We start from the raw sequence: 19,603 nt of genomic DNA, 5'->3' as shown, positions 1-19,603 counted from the left end.
TGTCCCGCCGGTACGGGCTGGAGGGCCCCGCCAAAGCTTTGGCAGGGACACCAAGAACCGTACCGGAACGGCCGGGGCCGATCGACGGAAATATCTTCCCGCCGATCGGCCCCGACTTCGCGTTCCTCAGGAGGCCGCGCCTCCAGGGGTACGGATCGGCTGCACGGACTAGCCGCGCGGCTTCTCGCGCATCTCGTACGTCGCGATGACGTCGTCGATCTTGATGTCGTTGAAGTTTCCGAGGTTGATACCGCCCTCGAAGCCTTCGCGGATCTCGGTGACGTCGTCCTTGAAGCGGCGCAGACCGGAGATGTTGAGGTTCTCCGCGATGACCTTGCCATCGCGCAGCAGGCGCGCCTTGGTGTTGCGCTTGACCTCGCCCGACCGGACCAGGACACCGGCGATGTTGCCCAGCTTGGACGAGCGGAAGATCTCGCGGATCTCCGCCGTGCCGAGCTCGACCTCTTCGTACTCCGGCTTGAGCATGCCCTTGAGGGCCGCTTCGATCTCTTCGATCGCCTGGTAGATGACCGAGTAGTACCGGACGTCGACGCCTTCGCGGTCCGCCATCTGGGCCGCGCGGCCCGCAGCGCGGACGTTGAAGCCGATGACGATGGCGTCGGAGCCGGTCGCCAGGTTGATGTCCGACTCGGTGACCGCACCCACACCGCGGTGCAGGACGCGGATGTCGACCTCGTCGCCGACGTCGAGCTGGAGCAGCGAGGACTCAAGAGCCTCCACCGAACCGGACGCGTCGCCCTTGATGATGAGGTTGAGTTCCTGCACCAGACCGGCCTTGAGGGCCTCGTCCAGGTTCTCCAGGGAGAACCGCACACCCTTGCGGGCGAAGCGGACGTTGCGCTCACGGGCGGCGCGCTTCTCGGCGATCTGACGGGCCGTACGGTCCTCGTCGACGACCAGGAAGTTGTCGCCGGCGCCCGGGACGTTGGTGAGACCGAGGACGAGGACCGGGGTCGAGGGACCCGCCTCTTCCACGTTCTCGCCCTTGTCGTCGAGCATCGCGCGGACTCGGCCGTACGCGTCGCCGACCACCATGGTGTCGCCGACCCGCAGGGTGCCTCGCTGGACCAGGACGGTCGCCACGGCGCCGCGTCCCTTGTCCAGGTGGGACTCGATCGCAATACCCTGCGCGTCCTGCTCCGGGTTGGCCCGCAGGTCGAGCGAGGCATCGGCGGTGAGGACCACGGCCTCCAGGAGGGACTCGATGTTGAGGCCCTGCTTGGCGGAGATGTCGACGAACATCGTGTCGCCGCCGTACTCCTCGGCCACCAGACCGAACTCGGTGAGCTGACCGCGCACCTTGGTCGGGTCCGCGCCCTCGACGTCGATCTTGTTGACCGCGACCACGATCGGCACGTCGGCCGCCTTGGCGTGGTTCAGCGCCTCGATCGTCTGGGGCATCACACCGTCGTTGGCCGCCACCACGAGGATCGCGATGTCGGTCGACTTCGCACCACGGGCACGCATGGCGGTGAACGCCTCGTGACCCGGGGTGTCGATGAAGGTGATCTTGCGCTCTTCCTCGTTGACCTCGGTCGTGACCTGGTACGCACCGATGTGCTGCGTGATGCCACCGGCCTCGCCCGCAACGACGTTCGTCTTGCGGATCGCGTCCAGAAGGCGGGTCTTACCGTGGTCGACGTGACCCATGACGGTCACGACCGGCGGACGCGCGACGAGGAACTCCTCGCCGCCCTCGTCCTCGCCGAACTCGATGTCGAAGGACTCCAGCAGCTCGCGGTCCTCCTCCTCGGGGCTGACGATTTCGAGGATGTAGTTCATCTCGTCGGCGAGCAGCTTCAGCGTCTCGTCGGAGACCGACTGCGTGGCGGTGACCATCTCGCCGAGGTTCATCATCACGGCGACGAGCGACGCCGGGTTGGCGTTGATCTTCTCCGCGAAGTCGGTCAGCGAGGCACCGCGGGACAGACGGACGGACTGTCCGTTGCCGCGGGGCAGCATGACGCCGCCCACCGACGGGGCCTGCATGGCCTCGTACTCCTGGCGCCTCTGACGCTTCGACTTGCGGCCACGACGGGCGGGCCCGCCGGGACGGCCGAAGGCACCCTGCGTGCCACCACGGGCACCGGGGCCGCCGGGACGGCCCTGGAAGCCGGGACGACCGCCGAAGCCGCCGCCACCACCGGGAGCGCCGCCACCGGGACGGGGGCCGCCGAAGCCGCCGCCACCACCGGGACGACCGCCGCCACCGGGACCGGCCGGACGGCCGGCGAAGCCGCCGCCGCCACCGGGACGACCGGCGCCGCCGCCCGGACGGCCACCGGGGCCGCCGGGACCACGGCCACCGGGGCCGCCACCGGGACGCGGGCTCGCAGCGGGACGCTGCGGCATCATGCCGGGGTTGGGACGGTTACCGCCGGGAGCACCACCGGGACGCGGGGCGCCGCCCTGCGGACGGGGCATGCCGCCCGGGCTCGGACGGGCGCCGCCCTGACCCTGCGGACGCGGGGCGCCGCCGGGGCCGCCCTGCGGACGCGGGGCGCCACCGGGGGCACCGGCACCGCCGTGGCCACCGGCCGGTCGGGGTGCGCCGCCGCCGGGACGGGGCGCCTGCGGGCGCGCCATTCCGGTGGAGCCACCCGAGGTGAAGGGGTTGTTGCCGGGGCGCGGACCGGCCGGCCGGGCACCGCCCGGACGGGGAGCACCCTGACCCGCGGGGCGGGCCGGACGGTCGCCGCCACGGCCGCCGTCGCGCTGGCCGCCGTCGCGCTGGCCACCGTCACGCTGACCGGCCGGGGCCGGACGGGCGGGACGCGGGCCGGGGGTGGCGCCGGCGGGACGCGGGGCCTGGGGCGCCGCGGGCTGGGCCGGAGCCGGAGCCGAGAACTCGGCGGCGGGCACCGGGGTGACCGGGGCCGGCTTGGCCGGGGCGGGCTTCGGACCCGGGCGGGGGCCCGAGGCGGCCGGAGCCGGAGAAGCCGGAGAGGGGGTGTTGCTCGCCGGAGCCGCCGGGGCGACCGGGGCCGCAGGCGCGGCGGGGGCCGGCTTGGGGGCCGGGGCTCCGGGCTTCGGGGCAGCGGGACGTGCCGCGGCGGCCGGGGAGGGCGCCGCGGGCTTCGAGGGCGCGGCCTTGCGGGGCGCGCCGGGCTTGGCAGCGGACTTGCCGGCGTTGCCGCCGGGCCCCTGCAGTGCGTCAGTCAACTTGCGTACAACCGGCGCCTCGATCGTCGAGGACGCCGAACGGACGAATTCACCGAGTTCTTGGAGCTTGGCCATGACGACCTTGCTCTCCACCCCGAACTCCTTGGCGAGTTCGTATACCCGGACCTTAGCCACTTCGCTCCTTTTAGGTCCGGGTTACCGCCGGACCGTCGCTACTTCATGGGCGTACTCATCGCGTACTCATCGAGTGCTCATCGCAATCTCGACCTACTTCCAACTCGCGAGGTACCTGACCGCACGGGATTCCGTGCCGTGCTTCTTCTTACGTTGCCGCCTGCTCGACGTACTTCCGCACATCCGCGGTGTCGAGCGCTTCCTTGGCCCGGAAGGCCCTGGAGAACGCCCGGCGGCGGACCGCCTGGTCGAGACAGACCGAGGCGGGGTGTACATACGCACCCCGGCCGGGCAGCGTACCGCGAGGATCGGGGGCGCAAGCACCCTCGACCGCCACGATGCGCAGCAGATCGCTCTTGGCCGCTCGCTCCCGGCATCCCACGCAGGTTCGCTCAGGGCAGGCGCGGGCGTGCGTCCGGCCAGACACGTTTAAGTCTACCTCCCCGCACCGACCTCACCCCTTTGGGGCAAAAATCGAACGGTTGTTGTCCAGAAAGCTTCACCCTGCCCCGAGGAACCGGGGCAGGGCCACTTCTTATTCCCGTCAGTCCTGCTCGGGCTGCTCGGTGTCCGGGCGGATGTCGATGCGCCAGCCGGTGAGGCGGGCGGCGAGCCGGGCGTTCTGACCCTCCTTGCCGATGGCGAGGGAGAGCTGGTAGTCCGGGACGGTCACCCGGGCGGAGCGGGCCGCGAGGTCCACAACCTCGACCTTGGAGACCCGGGCCGGGGACAGCGCGTTGGCGACCATCTGGGCCGGGTCGTCCGACCAGTCGACGATGTCGATCTTCTCGCCGTGCAGCTCGGCCATGACGTTGCGCACCCGGCCGCCCATCGGGCCGATGCAGGCACCCTTGGCATTGAGGCCGCTGCGCGTGGAGCGCACCGCGATCTTCGTGCGGTGGCCGGCCTCGCGGGCGATCGCGGAGATCTCCACCGAACCGTCGGCGATCTCCGGGACCTCAAGCGCGAACAGCTTCTTGACCAGGTTGGGGTGGGTGCGCGACAGCGTCACCGACGGCCCGCGCACACCCTTCGCCACCCGTACGACGTACGTACGAAGGCGCAGGCCGTGCGTGTACTCCTCGCCCGGCACCTGCTCCTGCACCGGCAGCATGGCCTCCATCTTGCCGATGTCGACCAGGACGTTCTTCGGGTCCTTGCCCTGCTGGACGACGCCGGTGATGACGTCGCCCTCACGGCCGGCGAACTCGCCGAACGTGATGTCGTCCTCCGCGTCGCGCAGCCGCTGCAGGATGACCTGCTTGGCGGTGCTCGCCGCGATCCGGCCGAAGCCCGACGGGGTGTCGTCGAACTCCTTGGCCTCCTGGCCCTCTTCGAGGTCGGCCGGGTCTTCCTTCGCCCACACCGTGACATGACCGTTCTCACGGTCCAGCTTCACGCGCGCACGCCGGAAGCTGCCCTCGGTGCGGTGGTAGGCGATGAGGAGCGCCGACTCGATCGCCTCGACCAGCAGGTCGAAGGAGATCTCCTTCTCCCGGACCAGACCCCGCAGGGCACTCATGTCGATGTCCACGGCTACGCCTCCTCTTCGTTCTGAATGTCGTTCAGGATGTCGTCCCTGCTGTCTTGTGCGATCTCGTTCTTTCCGTCCTTGCGGCTGAACTCGATCTCGACCCGCGCCTTGGTGATCTCGGCGAAGGCGATCCTGCGGGCGGTGGGCTTGCGCCCCTTCACGCCCGGGATCTCGGCGTCGATGCCTTCTTCGTCGGCCTCGACGATCCGTGCGACCACTTCGCTGCCGTCGTGCAGCTGGAGCCGGGCGAGCCGGCCGGTGGCCCGCCGGTAGTGGCGCGGTTCGGTGAGGGGGCGCTCGGCGCCCGGCGACGTCACTTCCAGGACGTACTCGTCCTCGCCCATCGCGTCGCTCTCGTCGAGCGCGGCGGAGACGGCCCGGCTCAGCTCGGCACAGGCGTCCAGCTCGACGCCGTCGTCGGAGTCGACCACGATCCGCAGCACGCGCCGGCGGCCCGCCCGGGACACCTCGATCTCTTCGAGGTCCAGATCCTTCGCGCTGACGAGCGGTTCAAGAAGACCGCGCAGCCTGTCGCTCTGGGTGGTGCTCATCCGGGTGACTCCTCGGCCGCGTCTGCTGTTGTGGGGGTCGTCGTCGCGTACGGCGGCCGTCGTGTGGACCGCCGCCGTTCAGATCAAAGGGTATCCGGTCCGGGAGGGTGTTGCCGTCCATGGCCCGGGCCCCGCGGGTACGCTCGCCTGCGGTGATCACTCGGTCACCGGCGGACCGGCGCGCAGGGAGTGACACGTGGGGCACCCGGGGACCACGCGAAGGCGTGTGCTGGCCGTGACGGGAGCGGCGGCCGCGGGAGTGCTGGCCGGCTGCTCGGACGCGGGCGGCGGGCAGGGCGCCGCGGCCGGGGCGCGCGAGGCGGCGAAGCGGGCGGAGGCGGCGCTGCGCGAGCGGACGTCGGCGGCGAGCCGGGCCCTGGTCACCCAGTACGACGCGGTGCTCGCGATGCATCCGTCGCTGCGGGACCGCCTCGCCCCGCTGCGCGACCAGGCAGTCCAGCACGACAGGGCGCTCGCCCCTCCCCCGGCGGCCACCCCGAGCCCGGCGGTCACCCCGTCGGCCGCGGTCTCCTCCGTCCCGGCCGACGCCGAGGACGCCGTCAAGCAGCTCGCGGACGCCGAACGCCGCACCTCCGACGCCCAGTTGGCGGCCGTGGCCGCCGCCCCGCCGGAGCTGGCCCGCCTGCTCGCCTCGGTGGCCGCCTCCGGCGCCGGGCACGCCTACCTCCTGGGCGGGGGCGCGTGATGGCCGAGCCCCTGGACGCGGCCCAGGCCGCGCTCGCCGCCGAACACGCGGCGGTGTACGGATACGGAGTGCTCGGCGGACGGCTCGCCGAGGCCCGGGTCCCGGAGGCGCGTGACGCCCTCACCGCGCACCGCTCCCGGCGCGATCTGCTTGCCCGTACCGTGCGTGACCTGGGCGGATCGCCGGTGGCGGCGGCCGCGGCCTACGCCCTGCCGTTCGCGGTGGCCGACGCGGGCGCCGCGGTGCGCCTGGCGGCGGAGCTGGAGGACCGGGTGGCCGGCGTGTACTCCGACCTCGTCCGGTCCGCCGAGGGGCCGCTGCGCCAGGAGGCGGCCGCGGCCCTGCGGGAGGCGGCGGTGCGGGCCGTGCGGTGGCGGGGCGGCAGCGTAGCCTTTCCTGGGCTCGCGGAACGCCCGAGCGCACCCGTTCCACCGGCCCGTACCTGAGTTCCACCGGTCAGACCTGAGCAAGGGGCAATACACGCATGGCTTTCGAACCGCCTGAGCGGCTGGTCCGCGCGCTCGGCGAGACGTACGGGGATGCGCTGGCCGGGCCCTGGCTCGGCCGGCTGCCGGAGCTGGCCGAACAGTCGGCGGCCCGGCGCGGGCTCACCGTCGACCGGGTGCAGGCGCCGGGCGGACGTTCCAGCCTGGTCGCCCTCGTACGCCGGCCGGACGGCGCCCCCGCCGCCCTCAAGGTCGCCCCTTCCTTCGCCCGCCCCGACCTGGAACGCGCGGCGCTCGCGCACTGGAACGGCTGGGGCGCGGCCCAGCTGATGGAGGAGGGCGCGCCGGACGACGCGCTGCTCCTGGAACGGCTGCACCCCGAGGTCTCCCTGCGCTCGCTGCCCGAGGCGAAGGCGCTCCTGGAGGCGGCCGGGACGGTACGGCGGCTGTGGGTCGAGCCGCCGGGCGGCCACGGTTTCGAATCGGTGGCCGAGCGCACCGGGCGCCAGAGCGTGCCGATGCGGGCCGCGGGGAGCGGCGAGCTGGCGCCGCTGGTGACGGCCGCGCTGGCTGCCCGCGATGAACTCGCCTCCTCCGCAGCCGAGTTGATGCTGCTGCACGGCAACTTCCGGCAGAGCAAGGTGCTTTCGGGCGAGCGGGTGCCATGGCTGACGGTGGGTCCGGAACCGCTGGTGGGTGAACGCGCCTATGACCTGGCGCGGTTGGTACGGGACCGGGTGGAGGACCTCATCGCCGCGCCGACCGGGGCGTCGGCTGCCCGGCGCCGCGTGAAGAAGCTCGCCGACTCGCTGGACGTGGACCCGGAGCGGCTGCACGGCTGGACGCTGTTCCGTGCGGTCGAGTCCGGGCTGCGGGCGGGGGCGGCGGGCCGCCACCGCGACGCGGAACTCCTCCTCGAATTCGCGGGCTGGCTGTAGCCCGCGCCCCCTGGTGGGGCTTCGCCCCACACCCCGGGAGAGCCCCCGCCCCGCCCCTTCCCGAGACCCTCCGGGGGAGGGTTCCTCAGCTGAGGACCGTGCGTGGCTGGTCGCGCAGTTCCCCGCGCCCCTAAATACCCGGGGCGCGGGCATCTTCAGTCCGTCCTCAAGGCGCGAACGGGGCCTGGGGCGGAGCCCCAGCGCACCCGGGCAGCCGCGGCCGTCAGGCCGTCAGGCGGGCGATCGCCTCGGCCAGCGGCAGCTCCTCGCGCTCGCCGCTGCGCCGGTCCTTCAGCTCGAAGACGCCCTCGGCGACCCGGCGCCCGGCGACCAGGATCTGCGGCACCCCGATCAGCTCGGCGTCGGTGAACTTCACGCCGGGCGAGACACCGGCCCGGTCGTCGACCAGGACCCGCAGCCCGGCGGCGCGCAGCTGCTCGGCCGCCTCCAGGGCCGCCTCGGTCTGCACGGCCTTGCCCGCGGCGACGACGTGCACATCGGCCGGGGCGATCTCGGCGGGCCAGCACAGGCCCTTGTCGTCGGCGGTCTGCTCGGCGAGGGCCGCCACCGCGCGGGAGACGCCGATGCCGTACGAGCCCATCGTGACCCGGACCGGCTTGCCCTCCTTGCCGAGGACGTCGAGCTGGAAGGTGTCGGCGTACTTGCGGCCGAGCTGGAAGATGTGGCCGATCTCGATCGCGCGGTCCAGCTTGAGGCCGGCGCCGCAGGACGGGCACGGGTCGCCCTCCTCGACCACGACGACGTCGAGGTGGTCGTCCACCTCGAAGTCACGGCCGCACACCACGTTGCGCGCGTGGGTGTCGGGCTTGTTGGCGCCGGTGACCCAGGCGGTGCCGGGGGCGACGCGCGGGTCGGCGATGTAGCGGACCTTCTCCAGGCCCTGCGGTCCGACGTAGCCGCGCACGAGGTCGGGGCGGTCGGCGAAGTCCTCGGCGGTCACGAGCTCCACGACCGCGGGGGCCAGGTGCTCGCCGAGCTTTCCGAGGTCCACCTCGCGGTCGCCGGGGACGCCGACCGCGACGATCTCGCCGTCGACCTTGACCAGGAGGTTCTTCAGGGTGGCCGAGGCCGGGACGCCGAGGTGGGCGGCCAGGGTCTCGATGGTGGGGGTGTCGGGGGTGTCGATCTCCTCGACGGGCCCGTGCGCGGAGCCGTCGACGGGTGCGGCCACGAAGGTGACGGCCTCGGTGTTGGCCGCGTAGTCGCAGGCCGGGCAGTCCACGAAGGTGTCCTCACCGGCCGCGGCCGGGGCCAGGAACTCCTCGGAGGCGGAGCCGCCCATGGCGCCGGAGACGGCGGACACGATGCGGTAGTCCAGGCCCAGGCGCGCGAAGATCTTCTGGTAGGCGGCGCGGTGCAGCGCGTACGACTCGGCGAGGCCCTCGTCGGTGGTGTCGAAGGAGTACGAGTCCTTCATCTGGAACTCGCGGCCGCGCAGCACACCGGAGCGCGGACGGGCCTCGTCGCGGTACTTGGTCTGGATCTGGTAGAGCATCACCGGCAGGTCCTTGTAGGACGTGCACTGGTCCTTGACCGTCTGCGTGAAGATCTCTTCGTGCGTCGGGCCGAGCAGGTACTCGCCGCCCTTGCGGTCCTTGAGCCGGAACAGCAGGTCGCCGTACTCGTCCCAGCGGCCGCTCGCCTCGTACGCCTCCTTGGGCAGCAGCGCCGGGAGCAGGACCTCCTGGGCGCCGATGGCGTCCATCTCCTCGCGCACGACGGTGGAGATGTTGTCCAGGACCTTCTTGCCGAGCGGCAGCCAGGTCCAGATGCCGGCGGCATTGCGGCGTACGTAACCGGCGCGCACCAGGAGCTTGTGGCTGAGCGTCTCGGCGTCCGCCGGGTCGTCGCGCAATGTCTTGGCCATCAGACGGGACATGCGCTGAACCTGGGCGGCTGCCATGGATTTCTCTCCTGTACGTGCACGGGGTGATGCCTGGAGGTTAGCCGGGCGGCCCGAGTGCGCGGAAATCCGTTTACCGAGGGGGCCCGCTCCGCAGCAGCGGGAGGGGGGCGCCCATCACGACGTACGGCCGTGCCGCGCTCGGGAATTGGACCTGGCCGGCCAGGTCCGCGTAGCCGAGGGAGCGGTAGAGGGCACGGGCCGGGCTCTCGGTGTCGATCGCGGAGAGGATCGAGCGGGGTTCGGTGGCGGTGTCGGTGATGGTGGTGATGAGCGCCCGGCCAAGGCCCCGGCCCTGGAAGGCGGGGTGGACGTGCAGCTCGGTGATCACGAAGGAGTCGTCCAGCCAGTGCTCGGTGTTCCTGTTGCGCAGATACGGCTCGACGACGGTGGACCACCAGTGCGCCCGGTCGTTGGGCATCCCGTAGACGAAGCCCGCCAGCCGCCCGTCGGGGGTGGTGGCTCCGAGCGCCCGGGCGCCGGGGTAGGTGAGGTGGCGAAGGACGATGTGGCGGCGGACCCCCACCTCTTCGGCGCCCAGTCCGAAGGCGACCGCCTGCACGGCGAGCGCCTCGTCCACGCGGGCCGCGAGGTCGAGCGGGCCGACCAGTACCTCAGAGTCAGGAGCCATGGGCGCACCCTAACCTCAGAACAGCACGCTCATGAATGCTCCGGTCTCACGGAAACCGACCCGTCGGTAGCAGGCGCGAGCGGGGGTGTTGAAGTCGTTCACGTACAGGCTCACGACCGGGGCGACATCCGCGAGGGCGTATCGCAGGACGGCCGCCATGCCGGTGGCGGACAGGCCCTTGCCCCGGTGCTCGGGGGCGACCCAGACGCCCTGGATCTGGCAGGCCTGGTTGGTGGCGGCGCCGATCTCGGCCTTGAAGACGACCCTGCCGTCCTCGATGCGGGCGAACGACCGCCCGGAACCGACGAGTTCGGCCACCCGGGCCTGGTAGAGCAGGCCGCCGTCACCGGCCATCGGGGAGACACCGACCTCCTCGGTGAACATGGCGACGCAGGCCGGCATGATCACCTCCATCTCGTCCTTGCGGATGCGGCGGACGTACGGGTCGGGGGTGATGTCGTCGGGCATCCGCTCGGCGACCATCAGGGGCTGGTTCGGGCGTACGTCGCGGGCCGGGCCCCAGTGCGGTTCGAGCAGCTGCCACAGCCGGGCGGTGGGCTCGGCGGGGCCGACGATGGACGAGCAGCGGCGGCCGGTGCGGCGGGCGCGGTCGGCGAAGGAACGTACCGCCTCGGGGGTGGCGCAGATCGGTACGAGGTTGGCGCCGGAGTAGCACAGGGAGCGGAGCCGGCCGTCCGCGTACCAGCCCCACATCTCGCCGCCGAGGCGCCAGGGGTCGAGGCCGGCGATCTGTACGCGGGACGTCACGAACGCGTTGGCGACCGGGTCGCTCTCCAGGATGGCGAGCGCCGCGCCGAGGTCGCCGGGTTCGAGGACCCGGGTGGTGGTCTGCATCAACACGAGGGGGCCTCACGGGACGGGCTGCTGATCTCCGCACTGTACCCGCCGCCCCGGGCCCCCCGCTTTCCTGGGGCTCCGCCCCAGACCCCGTTCGCGCCTGAAGGGCGCTCGTCCTCAAACTCCCCCAAGGCCTTAAGGGCCAGGGGGGACCCCCATGACGGGCTGAAGATGCCTGCGCTGGCCCGCACCGATCAGCTGGACGAGCTGAAATGCCCGGTGCGGGCCAGCGCCGAAGTCTTTAGGGGCGCGGGGAACTGCGCGACCAGCCCCGCACGGTCCGCAGCCGAACCCGAGGGGCCCGGGGGCGCAGCCCCCGGAAGCCCGCCCATCCCACCCCCGGAGGGTTGCGGGAAGGGGTGGGGAGGGGCCAGACCCGGGGCCCGGGGCAGGGCCCCGGCGCACCTCGGGCAGCCCCGGAGCCCCGGACGGGACGGATCAGCCGGCCACCGAGATCTGGGGCTCGCCCGAGGCGACCCCGTCCCGCTCCATCTGCTCCGCGATCTTCATCGCCTCGTCGATCAGCGTCTCCACGATCTTCGACTCCGGCACCGTCTTGATGACCTCGCCCTTGACGAAGATCTGCCCCTTGCCGTTGCCGGAGGCGACACCCAGGTCCGCCTCACGCGCCTCGCCGGGCCCGTTCACGACACAGCCCATGACCGCGACCCGCAGCGGAACCTCCATGCCCTCAAGGCCCGCCGTGACCTCTTCGGCCAGCTTGTAGACGTCCACCTGGGCCCGCCCGCAGGAGGGGCAGGACACGATCTCAAGGCGGCGCTGGCGCAGGTTCAGGGCCTCCAGGATCTGGATGCCGACCTTGATCTCCTCGGCCGGCGGGGCCGAGAGCGAGACGCGGATCGTGTCGCCGATGCCCTCCGCGAGCAGCGCGCCGAACGCGACGGCCGACTTGATCGTGCCCTGGAACGCCGGGCCCGCCTCGGTCACACCCAGGTGCAGCGGGTAGTCGCTCTGCGCGGCCAGCTGCCGGTAGGCGTTCACCATCACGACCGGGTCGTTGTGCTTGACCGAGATCTTGATGTCACGGAAGCCGTGCTCCTCGAAGAGGGAGGCCTCCCACAGCGCGGACTCGACGAGCGCCTCCGGCGTCGCCTTGCCGTACTTCTTCAGCAGCCGCGCGTCCAGCGAGCCCGCGTTGACGCCGATCCGGATCGGCGTGCCGGCGTCCTTCGCCGCCAGCGCGATCTCCTTGACCTTGTCGTCGAACTGCTTGATGTTGCCCGGGTTCACGCGCACCGCGGCACATCCCGCGTCGATCGCCGCGAACACGTACTTCGGCTGGAAGTGGATGTCCGCGATCACCGGGATCTGCGACTTCCGCGCGATCGTGGCCAGCGCGTCCGCGTCGTCCTGCGTCGGGCAGGCGACGCGGACGATCTGGCAGCCCGACGCCGTCAACTCGGCGATCTGCTGCAACGTCGCACCGATGTCCGACGTCCTCGTCGTGGTCATGGACTGCACCGAGACGGGTGCGTCCCCGCCGACCGCCACGGAACCGACCTGGATCTGACGGCTCTTGCGACGCTCGGCCAGCTTGGTCGGTACGGACGGCATTCCCAGTGAAATCGCAGTCATCTGCTGTGCAACCCCAAGGTGTGGATCAAGGTCCCGAGATCGGCGGGCTCCAGCCTTCGAGGTTACGTCACCCACGGGCCCCCGGGCACACCCTGCCCCCGAGTTCACGCGAAGGGGCGGCTCCGGGCGCTCCATGCGCCCGGGGCCGCCCCGGTTCACGCGCCGTACGCGTCCGGCACCGTACGGCGGACGTATACGGCGGACGCGCACGACAGGGATCTCCCCCGCCGCCGTCAGGTGATCTTCACCGGGTTCACCACGTCCGCCACGAGGACGAGCAGCGTGAAGCAGATGAAGATCCCGGCCACCACGTACGCGACCGGCATCAGCTTCGCCACGTCGAACGGGCCCGGGTCGGCGCGCTTGAAGACGCGGGCGACGTTGCGGCGCAGCGACTCCCACAGGGCGCCCGCGATGTGGCCGCCGTCCAGCGGGAGCAGCGGCAGCATGTTGAACAGGAACAGCGAGAGGTTGAAGCCCGCGAGCAGGAACAGGAACGTCGCGATGATGTTCGGCGTCGGGGCGTCCAGGTTGAGCACCTCGCCGCTGAGACGGGCCGCGCCGACCACGCCGACCGGGGAGTCGGCCTTGCGCTCGCCGCCGTCGAAGGCCGCGTTCCACAGGTCCGGGATCTTGCCGGGCAGGGCGACGATCGAGTGGACGCCGTTCTGCACCATCTCGCCCATGCGGTCCACGGACTGGCCGAAGGTGAGCGGCTTGATCTCGGACTTGGGCGCGAAGCCGAGGTAGCCGGCCGGCACGTACTGGTCCGGTACGACGTCGCCGTTCCCGTCCTTCTTCGCCACCATGTTCTTGGCGAGCGTGGGGTGCAGGGTGACCTGCTGGCCCGCGCGCTCCACGGTGATCGTGGCCGGGCCGATGGTCTGGCGGATGCGGTCGGAGAGGTCTGACCAGTCCTTCACGGGCTTGCCGTTGAAGGCGACGATGGTGTCGCCGTTCTTCAGGCCGGCCGCCTCGGCGGGCGACACCGCGTCACCGGGCTGGCAGGTCTGGCGCTTCTCGCTCTGCGCGATCACGCACTTCTGCACGCCGGCGACCTGGGTGGTCTGGGTCGCCATGCCGAAGCCCATCAGCACGCTGAGGAAGATCGCGACCGCGAGGATCAGGTTCATGAACGGGCCGGCGAACATGACGATGACGCGCTTCCACGGCTTGCGCGTGTAGAAGAGCCGGTCCTCGTCGCCGGGCTGGAGCTCCTCGAAGGCGGCCGCCCGCGCGTCCTCGATCATGCCGCGGAACGGCGAGGTCGAGCGGGCCTCGATGCGGCCGTCGGCGCCGGGCGGGAACATGCCGATCATGCGGATGTAGCCGCCGGCCGGCACCGCCTTGATGCCGTACTCGGTGTCGCCCTTCTTGCGCGACCAGATGGTCGGGCCGAAGCCGACCATGTACTGCGGCACGCGGATGCCGAAGAGCTTGGCCGTGGAGAGGTGGCCCAGCTCGTGCCACGCGATGGAGATGAGCAGCCCCACGGCGAAGAGCACTATGCCGAGGACCGTCAACAGGATCGTCATGCGTGTGCCTCCGCTGTCGCCTTCACCGCGAGTTCCCGGGCCCGGGCGCGTGCCCAGGTCTCCGCTTCCAGGACGTCCGAGACCGTGAGGGAAGTTCCCGCGGCCGGCGTCCCGTGTTCGGTGACGACCTCCGTCACCGTCTCCATGATCCCGCTGAAGGGGAGCCGCCCGGCCAGGAACGCGTCCACGCACTCCTCGTTCGCGGCATTGAACACCGCCGGAGCCGTCCCGCCCAGCTCCCCGACGTGCCGGGCGAGTCCCACCGAGGGGAAGGCCTCGTTGTCGAGCGGGTAGAACTCCCAGGTCGAGGCCTTGGTCCAGTCGAAGGCGGGGGCCGCGTCCGGCACCCGCTCGGGCCAGCCGAGCCCGAGGGCGATCGGCCCGCGCATGTCGGGCGGGGTGGCCTGGGCCAGCGTGGAGCCGTCGGTGAACTCGACCATGGAGTGCACATAGGACTGGGGGTGTACGACGACCTCGATGCGCTCGAAGGGGATGTCGTAGAGCAGGTGGGCCTCGATCACCTCCAGGCCCTTGTTGACCAGGGTCGCCGAGTTGACGGTGATCACCGGGCCCATCGCCCAGGTGGGGTGGGCGAGCGCGTCGGCGGGAGTGACATCGGCGAGTTGGCTCCTGGTACGCCCGCGGAACGGGCCGCCCGAGGCGGTGACGACGAGCTTGCGCACATCGGCGCGCTTTCCGGCGGCCAGCGCCTGGAAGAGGGCGGCGTGCTCGGAGTCGACCGGGATGATCTGGCCGGGCGCGGCGATCGCCTTCACCAGCGGGCCGCCGACGATCAGCGACTCCTTGTTGGCGAGCGCGAGCGTGCGGCCGGCCGTGAGCGCGGCCAGCGTCGGGGCGAGGCCGATCGACCCGGTGATCCCGTTCAGGACGGTGTGGCAGGGGGACGCCGCGAGCTCGGTCGCCGCGTCGGGGCCGGCCAGGATCTCGGGGAGCGGCTCGCCCGCGTACTGCGCCGCGAGCGCCGCGCGCAGCGCGGGCACGGTGTCCTCGCGGGCCACCGCGACGGTGCGCACCCGCAGTCGCCGGGCCTGCTCGGCGAGCAGCTCGACCCGGCCGCCGGCCGCGGAGAGCGCGGTGACGCGGAAGCGGTCGGGGTTGCGCAGGACCAGGTCGATGGCCTGGGTACCGATGGACCCGGTGGATCCGAGGACCACCACATCGCGTCGGCCTTCGACCGGGTCGAAGGTGATGTGGGGGTCGGCGAGGGGGGCTGGGCTGTCGCTCATGCCCCCATTGTTGCCGCATCCGCTGTGCGCCCGAACAGCGCTCCTGACAATAAGCCCGGGATGAGTGCGCGGGCGGTACCGGAAGGCGACCGCGGGCGGTGCCGGAAGGCGGACGCCGGCGGTACCGGAAGGCGACCGCGGGCGGTGCCGGAAGGCGGACGCCGGCGGTGTCGGAAGGCGGACGCGGGCGCCGTCCCGTACCCCGCTCGCGGGACGGCGCCCCGGGTCCCGGCGCCGGAGCGGAACCTGTCGCTCCGGGTCGCCGGGGCCTGGTCGGCGGACGGGGCGGGGGCCGGGTCAGCGGATGGGGCGGTGGACGTTGTCGCGCTTGGCCGGGCCCGGGGTCGCGTCCGCGATCCAGGCGCCGTCGTCGGACGGGTCGACGACGCCCTCCTCCAGCCAGGTGTACGCACCGGCGAGCACCTCGTCGACGACCTTGCGGTCGAGGTCGTCGGTGTTGCTCCACAGCCGCGTGAAGAGTTCCTCCACCCGGATGCGCGACTGGCGGCAGAAGGTGTCGGCCAGCTGGACCGCCTCGCGGCCGTTCTCGCCGGTGGCGCGCAGGTGCTCGGCCCGTACGCAGGCCGCGCTCATCGCGAACAGTTCGGCCCCGATGTCGACGATCCGGCCGAGGAAGCCCTGCTTGGTCTCCATCCGGCCCTGCCAGCGCGACATCGCGTAGAACGTGGAGCGGGCGAGCTTGCGCGCGGCCCGCTCGGCGTACCGCAGGTGCTGGGCCAGCGGCCCGAACTCGCTGTAGGCGCTGGGGAGTTGACCCGGCCCGGCGACCAGCTTGGGCAGCCACTTGGCGTAGAACCCGGCCGCGCCCACGCCCGCCTTCGCCTTGTCCTGGAGGGTCTTGTCGGGGTCGATGAGGTCGCCCGCCACGGACAGGTGGGCGTCGACCGCCTCGCGGGCGATCAGCAGGTGCATGATCTCCGTCGAGCCCTCGAAGATCCGGTTGATCCGCATGTCCCGGAGCATCTGCTCGGCGGGCACGGCCCGTTCGCCGCGGGCCGCGAGCGAGTCCGCGGTCTCGAAGCCGCGGCCGCCGCGGATCTGGACCAGCTCGTCCGTCATCAGCCAGCCCATCTCGGACCCGTACAGTTTGGCGAGGGCGGCCTCGATGCGGATGTCGTTGCGGTTCTCGTCGGCCATCTGCGCCGAGAGGTCCGTCATGGCTTCGAGGGCGAACGTGGTCGCGGCGATGAAGGAGATCTTGGCGCCGACCGCCTCGTGCCGGGCGACCGGACGCCCCCACTGCTCACGCACCCCCGCCCATTCACGGGCGATCTTCAGAGCCCACTTGCCGCCGCCCACGCACATCGCGGGCAGCGAGAGCCGGCCGGTGTTGAGCGTGGTCAGGGCGATCTTGAGGCCGGAGCCCTCGGGCCCGATCCGGTTGGCGGCCGGGACGCGGACCTGGTGGAAGCGGGTGACGCCGTTCTCGATGCCGCGCAGCCCCATGAAGGCGTTGCGGTTCTCGACCGTGACGCCCGGCGAGTCCGCCTCGACGACGAAGGCGGTGATGCCGCCCTTGTGGCCCTCGGACTTCGGCACCCGGGCCATCACGACAAGGAGGTCGGCGACGACCCCGTTGGTGGTCCACAGCTTCACGCCGTCCAGGACGTATGTGTCCTCGCCGTCCGGCACCGCGGCGGTGGCGAGCCGGGCCGGGTCGGAGCCCACGTCGGGCTCGGTGAGCAGGAACGCGGAGATGTCGGTACGGGCGCAGCGGGGCAGGAAGGCGTCCTTCTGCTCCTGGGTGCCGAACAGCTTGAGCGGCTGGGGCACGCCGATCGACTGGTGCGCGGAGAGCAGCGCGCCGATCGCGGGGCTGGCCGAACCGGCAAGGGTGAGCGCCTTGTTGTAGTAGACCTGGGTCAGCCCCTGGCCGCCGTACTTCGTGTCGATCTTCATCCCGAAGGCGCCGAGCTCCTTGAGCCCGTTCACGACCTCGTCGGGGATCTGCGACTGGCGCTCGATGAGGCGGCCGTCGACCCGGGTCTCGCAGAAGTCGCGCATCTTGGCGAGGAAGGCCTCGCCGCGCTCCACGTCCTTCGGGGCGGGCTGGGGGTGGGGGTGGATCAGGTCGAGGCGCAGCCGGCCGAGGAAGAGTTCCTTCGCGAAGCTGGGCTTGCGCCAGTCCTGTTCGCGGGCGGCCTCGGCGACCTGGCGCGCCTCGCGCTCGGAGACCTTGGGCGTGTGCTGTGGTGCGGTCATTGAGGGGTTCTCCTCGCCGCGGGCTGACGGGTGCGGGCGGCTGCCCGTTACCGGGTGGTGCTACTCGACCGTATGTACCCCATTCCCGGCACTTGGACCACCCCTCGCGCCCGCCCGGACGTACGACGGCGGCCGGAACCCCCGCACAGTGGGTTCCGGCCGCCGGTCTCGTGGCGCGGGGTCCTACAGGGCGAGGCCCGTCAGGACGAGGACGCGCTCGTAGGTGTAGTCGTCCATCGCGTAGCGGACGCCCTCGCGGCCGACGCCGGAGGCCTTGGCGCCGCCGTACGGCATCTGGTCGGCGCGGTAGGACGGCACGTCGCCGACGATCACGCCGCCGACCTCCAGGGCCCGGTGGGCGCGGAAGGCGGTCTGCACGTCGTGCGTGAACACCCCTGCCTGGAGGCCGTACTTGGAGGAGTTGACCGCGGCGAACGCCTCGGCCTCGCCGTCCACCTTCTGCACGGTGAGGACCGGTCCGAAGACCTCCTCGCAGGCGAGGGTGGTACCGGCCGGGACCTCGGTGAGCACGGTCGGCGCGTAGGAGGCGCCGTCGCGCTTGCCGCCGGCGAGCAGCGTGGCGCCGGCCGCGACGGCCTCGTCGACCCAGGACTCGACGCGCCGGGCGGCGTCCTCGCTGACCAGCGGGCCGACGTCGGTGGCGGAGTCGGAGGGGTCACCGGTGACCTGCGCCTCGACGGCCGCGACGATCTTCGGGAGCAGCCGGTCGTACACGGCGGCGTCCGCGATCACGCGCTGTACGGAGATGCAGGACTGGCCGCCCTGGTAGTTGGAGAAGGTGGCGATGCGGGTCGCCGCCCAGTCCAGGTCCTCCTCGGAGGCCCAGTCGGCGAGTACGACGGCCGCGCCGTTGCCGCCGAGCTCCAGGGTGCAGTGCTTGCGCGGCACCGAGTCCATGATCGCGTAGCCGACCTTGTCGGAGCCGGTGAAGGAGATGACCGGGAGGCGGTCGTCCTGCACCAGGGCCGGCATCTTGTCGTTGGCGACCGGCAGGATGCTCCACGAGCCGGCGGGCAGCTCGGTCTCGGCGAGCAGCTCGCCGAGGACGAGGCCCGAGAGCGGGGTCGCGGGGGCCGGCTTCAGGACGATCGGGGCGCCGACGGCGATGGCCGGGGCGACCTTGTGGGCGCACAGGTTGAGCGGGAAGTTGAACGGCGCGATGCCGAGGACGACGCCCTTGGGGAAGCGGCGGGTCAGGGCGAGGCGGCCCACGCCGCCGCCGTCGGTGTCCAGGCGCTGGGCCTCGCCGCCGTTGAAGCGGCGGGCCTCCTCCGCGGCGAAGCGGAACACGGACACCGCGCGGCCGACCTCGCCGCGGGCCCACTTGATCGGCTTGCCGTTCTCGGCGGAGATCAGCTGGGCGATCTCCTCGGTCCGCTCGGTGAGGCGCTTGGAGACGTGGTCCAGGGCGGCGGCGCGGACGTGCGCCGGGGTCGCCGCGAACTCCTCCACGACGGCGTGCGCTGCGGCCACGGCCTCCTCGACCTGGGCGTCGGTGGGGACGCTGACCGAGGCGACGTGCCGGCCGTCCCAGGGCGAGGTGACATCGAAGCTGTCGTCGCCGGTGGCCTCGCGGCCGGCGAGCCAGAAGGCGTGGGTAGAAGTCATGCCCTCACGGTAGGGCGCGGGGCGGGGGTGTGTGTTTGTCCGGGGTGGAGTGGTCCGCCCACTCCGTACGCCGCTTTGTCGCCTCCGCGAGGGCGGAACCCCTGGGGCTCCGCCCGGAACCCCGAGGGCCTTTCCCCTCCCCGCCCCTTCCCCCAACCCTCCGGGCGTTGAAGTGACCCTGGGGCTCCGCCCCAGACCCCGTTCGCGCCTGAACGGCGCTCGTCCTCAATCTCCCCCAAGGCCTCAAGGGCCAGGGGGGACCCCCATGACGGGCTGAAATGCTCTGGTGCTGGCCGGCACCGAGACATTCGGGGCCACCTACCGGGGCGCGGCACTGCGACACTTGCGCGGCTCCGCCGCAGTGGGCGCAACCGGAGAGACCCCGGGCCCCCTACAGGGGCGCGGGGAACTGCGCGACCAGCCACGCACGGTCCGCAGCCGAACCACACCAGGGGGCCCGGGGCGCA

General features: G+C 72.1%; 15 protein-coding genes. 3 read left to right on the top strand and 12 right to left on the bottom strand.

Annotated elements, in window-relative coordinates; genetic code table 11:
• Positions 1-168: 168 nt before the first annotated feature.
• From infB to rimP, 4 genes are all read right to left on the bottom strand, one after another.
• Positions 169-3,318, bottom strand: a complete 3,150-nt coding sequence (gene infB, locus CG740_RS27750) for a translation initiation factor IF-2 (protein WP_100578007.1) — start codon at positions 3,316-3,318, stop codon at positions 169-171.
• 148 nt (positions 3,319-3,466) lie between these two features.
• Positions 3,467-3,745, bottom strand: coding sequence for a YlxR family protein (locus CG740_RS27745; RefSeq protein WP_100578006.1), 279 nt, complete (start codon positions 3,743-3,745; stop codon positions 3,467-3,469).
• 117 nt (positions 3,746-3,862) lie between these two features.
• Positions 3,863-4,852 carry a transcription termination factor NusA gene (nusA, locus tag CG740_RS27740; RefSeq protein WP_100578005.1) on the bottom strand — a complete coding sequence of 330 codons (990 nt, stop codon included), beginning with the start codon at positions 4,850-4,852 and terminating at the stop codon, positions 3,863-3,865.
• Positions 4,853-4,854: 2 nt separating this feature from the next.
• On the bottom strand, positions 4,855-5,403 hold the full coding sequence (rimP, locus tag CG740_RS27735) for a ribosome maturation factor RimP (protein ID WP_100578004.1): 549 nt from the start codon (positions 5,401-5,403) through the stop codon (positions 4,855-4,857).
• 235 nt (positions 5,404-5,638) lie between these two features.
• On the opposite strand from rimP, the gene CG740_RS27730 reads away from it, so the two are divergent.
• The 3 genes from CG740_RS27730 to CG740_RS27720 are packed head-to-tail and all read left to right on the top strand — an operon-like array spanning position 5,639 to position 7,493.
• Positions 5,639-6,109, top strand: coding sequence for a hypothetical protein (locus CG740_RS27730; RefSeq protein ID WP_234376515.1), 471 nt, complete (start codon positions 5,639-5,641; stop codon positions 6,107-6,109).
• A complete protein-coding gene (locus CG740_RS27725; RefSeq protein WP_100578002.1) occupies positions 6,109-6,555 on the top strand; it encodes a ferritin-like domain-containing protein in 447 nt (148 codons plus the stop codon). The genes CG740_RS27730 and CG740_RS27725 overlap by 1 nt, the downstream gene beginning before the upstream one ends.
• A 38-nt stretch (positions 6,556-6,593) precedes the next feature.
• Positions 6,594-7,493, top strand: coding sequence for an aminoglycoside phosphotransferase family protein (locus tag CG740_RS27720; RefSeq protein ID WP_100578001.1), 900 nt, complete (start codon positions 6,594-6,596; stop codon positions 7,491-7,493).
• Between the two features lie 223 nt (positions 7,494-7,716).
• Here CG740_RS27720 and CG740_RS27715 read toward each other — a convergent pair whose 3' ends face one another.
• From CG740_RS27715 to CG740_RS27680, 8 genes are all read right to left on the bottom strand, one after another.
• Positions 7,717-9,417, bottom strand: a complete 1,701-nt coding sequence (locus CG740_RS27715; protein WP_100578000.1) for a proline--tRNA ligase — start codon at positions 9,415-9,417, stop codon at positions 7,717-7,719.
• 73 nt (positions 9,418-9,490) lie between these two features.
• Positions 9,491-10,048, bottom strand: coding sequence for a GNAT family N-acetyltransferase (locus CG740_RS27710; RefSeq protein ID WP_100577999.1), 558 nt, complete (start codon positions 10,046-10,048; stop codon positions 9,491-9,493).
• A gap of 15 nt (positions 10,049-10,063) precedes the next feature.
• A complete protein-coding gene (locus CG740_RS27705; RefSeq protein WP_199846598.1) occupies positions 10,064-10,906 on the bottom strand; it encodes a GNAT family N-acetyltransferase in 843 nt (280 codons plus the stop codon).
• Positions 10,907-11,344: 438 nt separating this feature from the next.
• Positions 11,345-12,502: a flavodoxin-dependent (E)-4-hydroxy-3-methylbut-2-enyl-diphosphate synthase gene (ispG, locus tag CG740_RS27700; protein ID WP_100577998.1), complete on the bottom strand. Its 1,158-nt coding sequence runs from the start codon at positions 12,500-12,502 to the stop codon at positions 11,345-11,347.
• Between the two features lie 233 nt (positions 12,503-12,735).
• Positions 12,736-14,037, bottom strand: a complete 1,302-nt coding sequence (locus CG740_RS27695) for a M50 family metallopeptidase (protein WP_100577997.1) — start codon at positions 14,035-14,037, stop codon at positions 12,736-12,738.
• Positions 14,034-15,284, bottom strand: coding sequence for a 1-deoxy-D-xylulose-5-phosphate reductoisomerase (dxr, locus tag CG740_RS27690; RefSeq protein WP_100577996.1), 1,251 nt, complete (start codon positions 15,282-15,284; stop codon positions 14,034-14,036). The genes CG740_RS27695 and dxr overlap by 4 nt, the downstream gene beginning before the upstream one ends.
• 297 nt (positions 15,285-15,581) lie before the next feature.
• Positions 15,582-17,507, bottom strand: a complete 1,926-nt coding sequence (locus CG740_RS27685; RefSeq protein WP_100577995.1) for an acyl-CoA dehydrogenase family protein — start codon at positions 17,505-17,507, stop codon at positions 15,582-15,584.
• A gap of 183 nt (positions 17,508-17,690) precedes the next feature.
• Positions 17,691-19,136: an aldehyde dehydrogenase family protein gene (locus tag CG740_RS27680; protein ID WP_100577994.1), complete on the bottom strand. Its 1,446-nt coding sequence runs from the start codon at positions 19,134-19,136 to the stop codon at positions 17,691-17,693.
• Between the last annotated feature and the right edge of the window lie 467 nt (positions 19,137-19,603).

This window comes from Streptomyces sp. CB01201, from assembly GCF_002803085.1.
Classification (GTDB): domain Bacteria; phylum Actinomycetota; class Actinomycetes; order Streptomycetales; family Streptomycetaceae; genus Streptomyces; species Streptomyces hundungensis.
The sequence above is the reverse complement of the archived record's forward strand: the minus strand, read 5'-3'. Positions and strand labels throughout refer to the sequence as shown.

Excerpts from the sequence above, each read along its gene's own strand:
- CG740_RS27685 (WP_100577995.1), bottom strand. The coding sequence starts at position 17,507 with ATGACCGCACCACAGCACACGCCCAAGGTCTCCGAGCGCGAGGCGCGC.
- CG740_RS27725 (WP_100578002.1), top strand. The coding sequence starts at position 6,109 with ATGGCCGAGCCCCTGGACGCGGCCCAGGCCGCGCTCGCCGCCGAACAC.
- dxr (WP_100577996.1), bottom strand. The coding sequence starts at position 15,284 with ATGAGCGACAGCCCAGCCCCCCTCGCCGACCCCCACATCACCTTCGAC.
- CG740_RS27695 (WP_100577997.1), bottom strand. The coding sequence starts at position 14,037 with ATGACGATCCTGTTGACGGTCCTCGGCATAGTGCTCTTCGCCGTGGGG.
- rimP (WP_100578004.1), bottom strand. The coding sequence starts at position 5,403 with ATGAGCACCACCCAGAGCGACAGGCTGCGCGGTCTTCTTGAACCGCTC.
- ispG (WP_100577998.1), bottom strand. The coding sequence starts at position 12,502 with ATGACTGCGATTTCACTGGGAATGCCGTCCGTACCGACCAAGCTGGCC.
- CG740_RS27710 (WP_100577999.1), bottom strand. The coding sequence starts at position 10,048 with ATGGCTCCTGACTCTGAGGTACTGGTCGGCCCGCTCGACCTCGCGGCC.
- CG740_RS27680 (WP_100577994.1), bottom strand. The coding sequence starts at position 19,136 with ATGACTTCTACCCACGCCTTCTGGCTCGCCGGCCGCGAGGCCACCGGC.
- CG740_RS27720 (WP_100578001.1), top strand. The coding sequence starts at position 6,594 with ATGGCTTTCGAACCGCCTGAGCGGCTGGTCCGCGCGCTCGGCGAGACG.
- CG740_RS27715 (WP_100578000.1), bottom strand. The coding sequence starts at position 9,417 with ATGGCAGCCGCCCAGGTTCAGCGCATGTCCCGTCTGATGGCCAAGACA.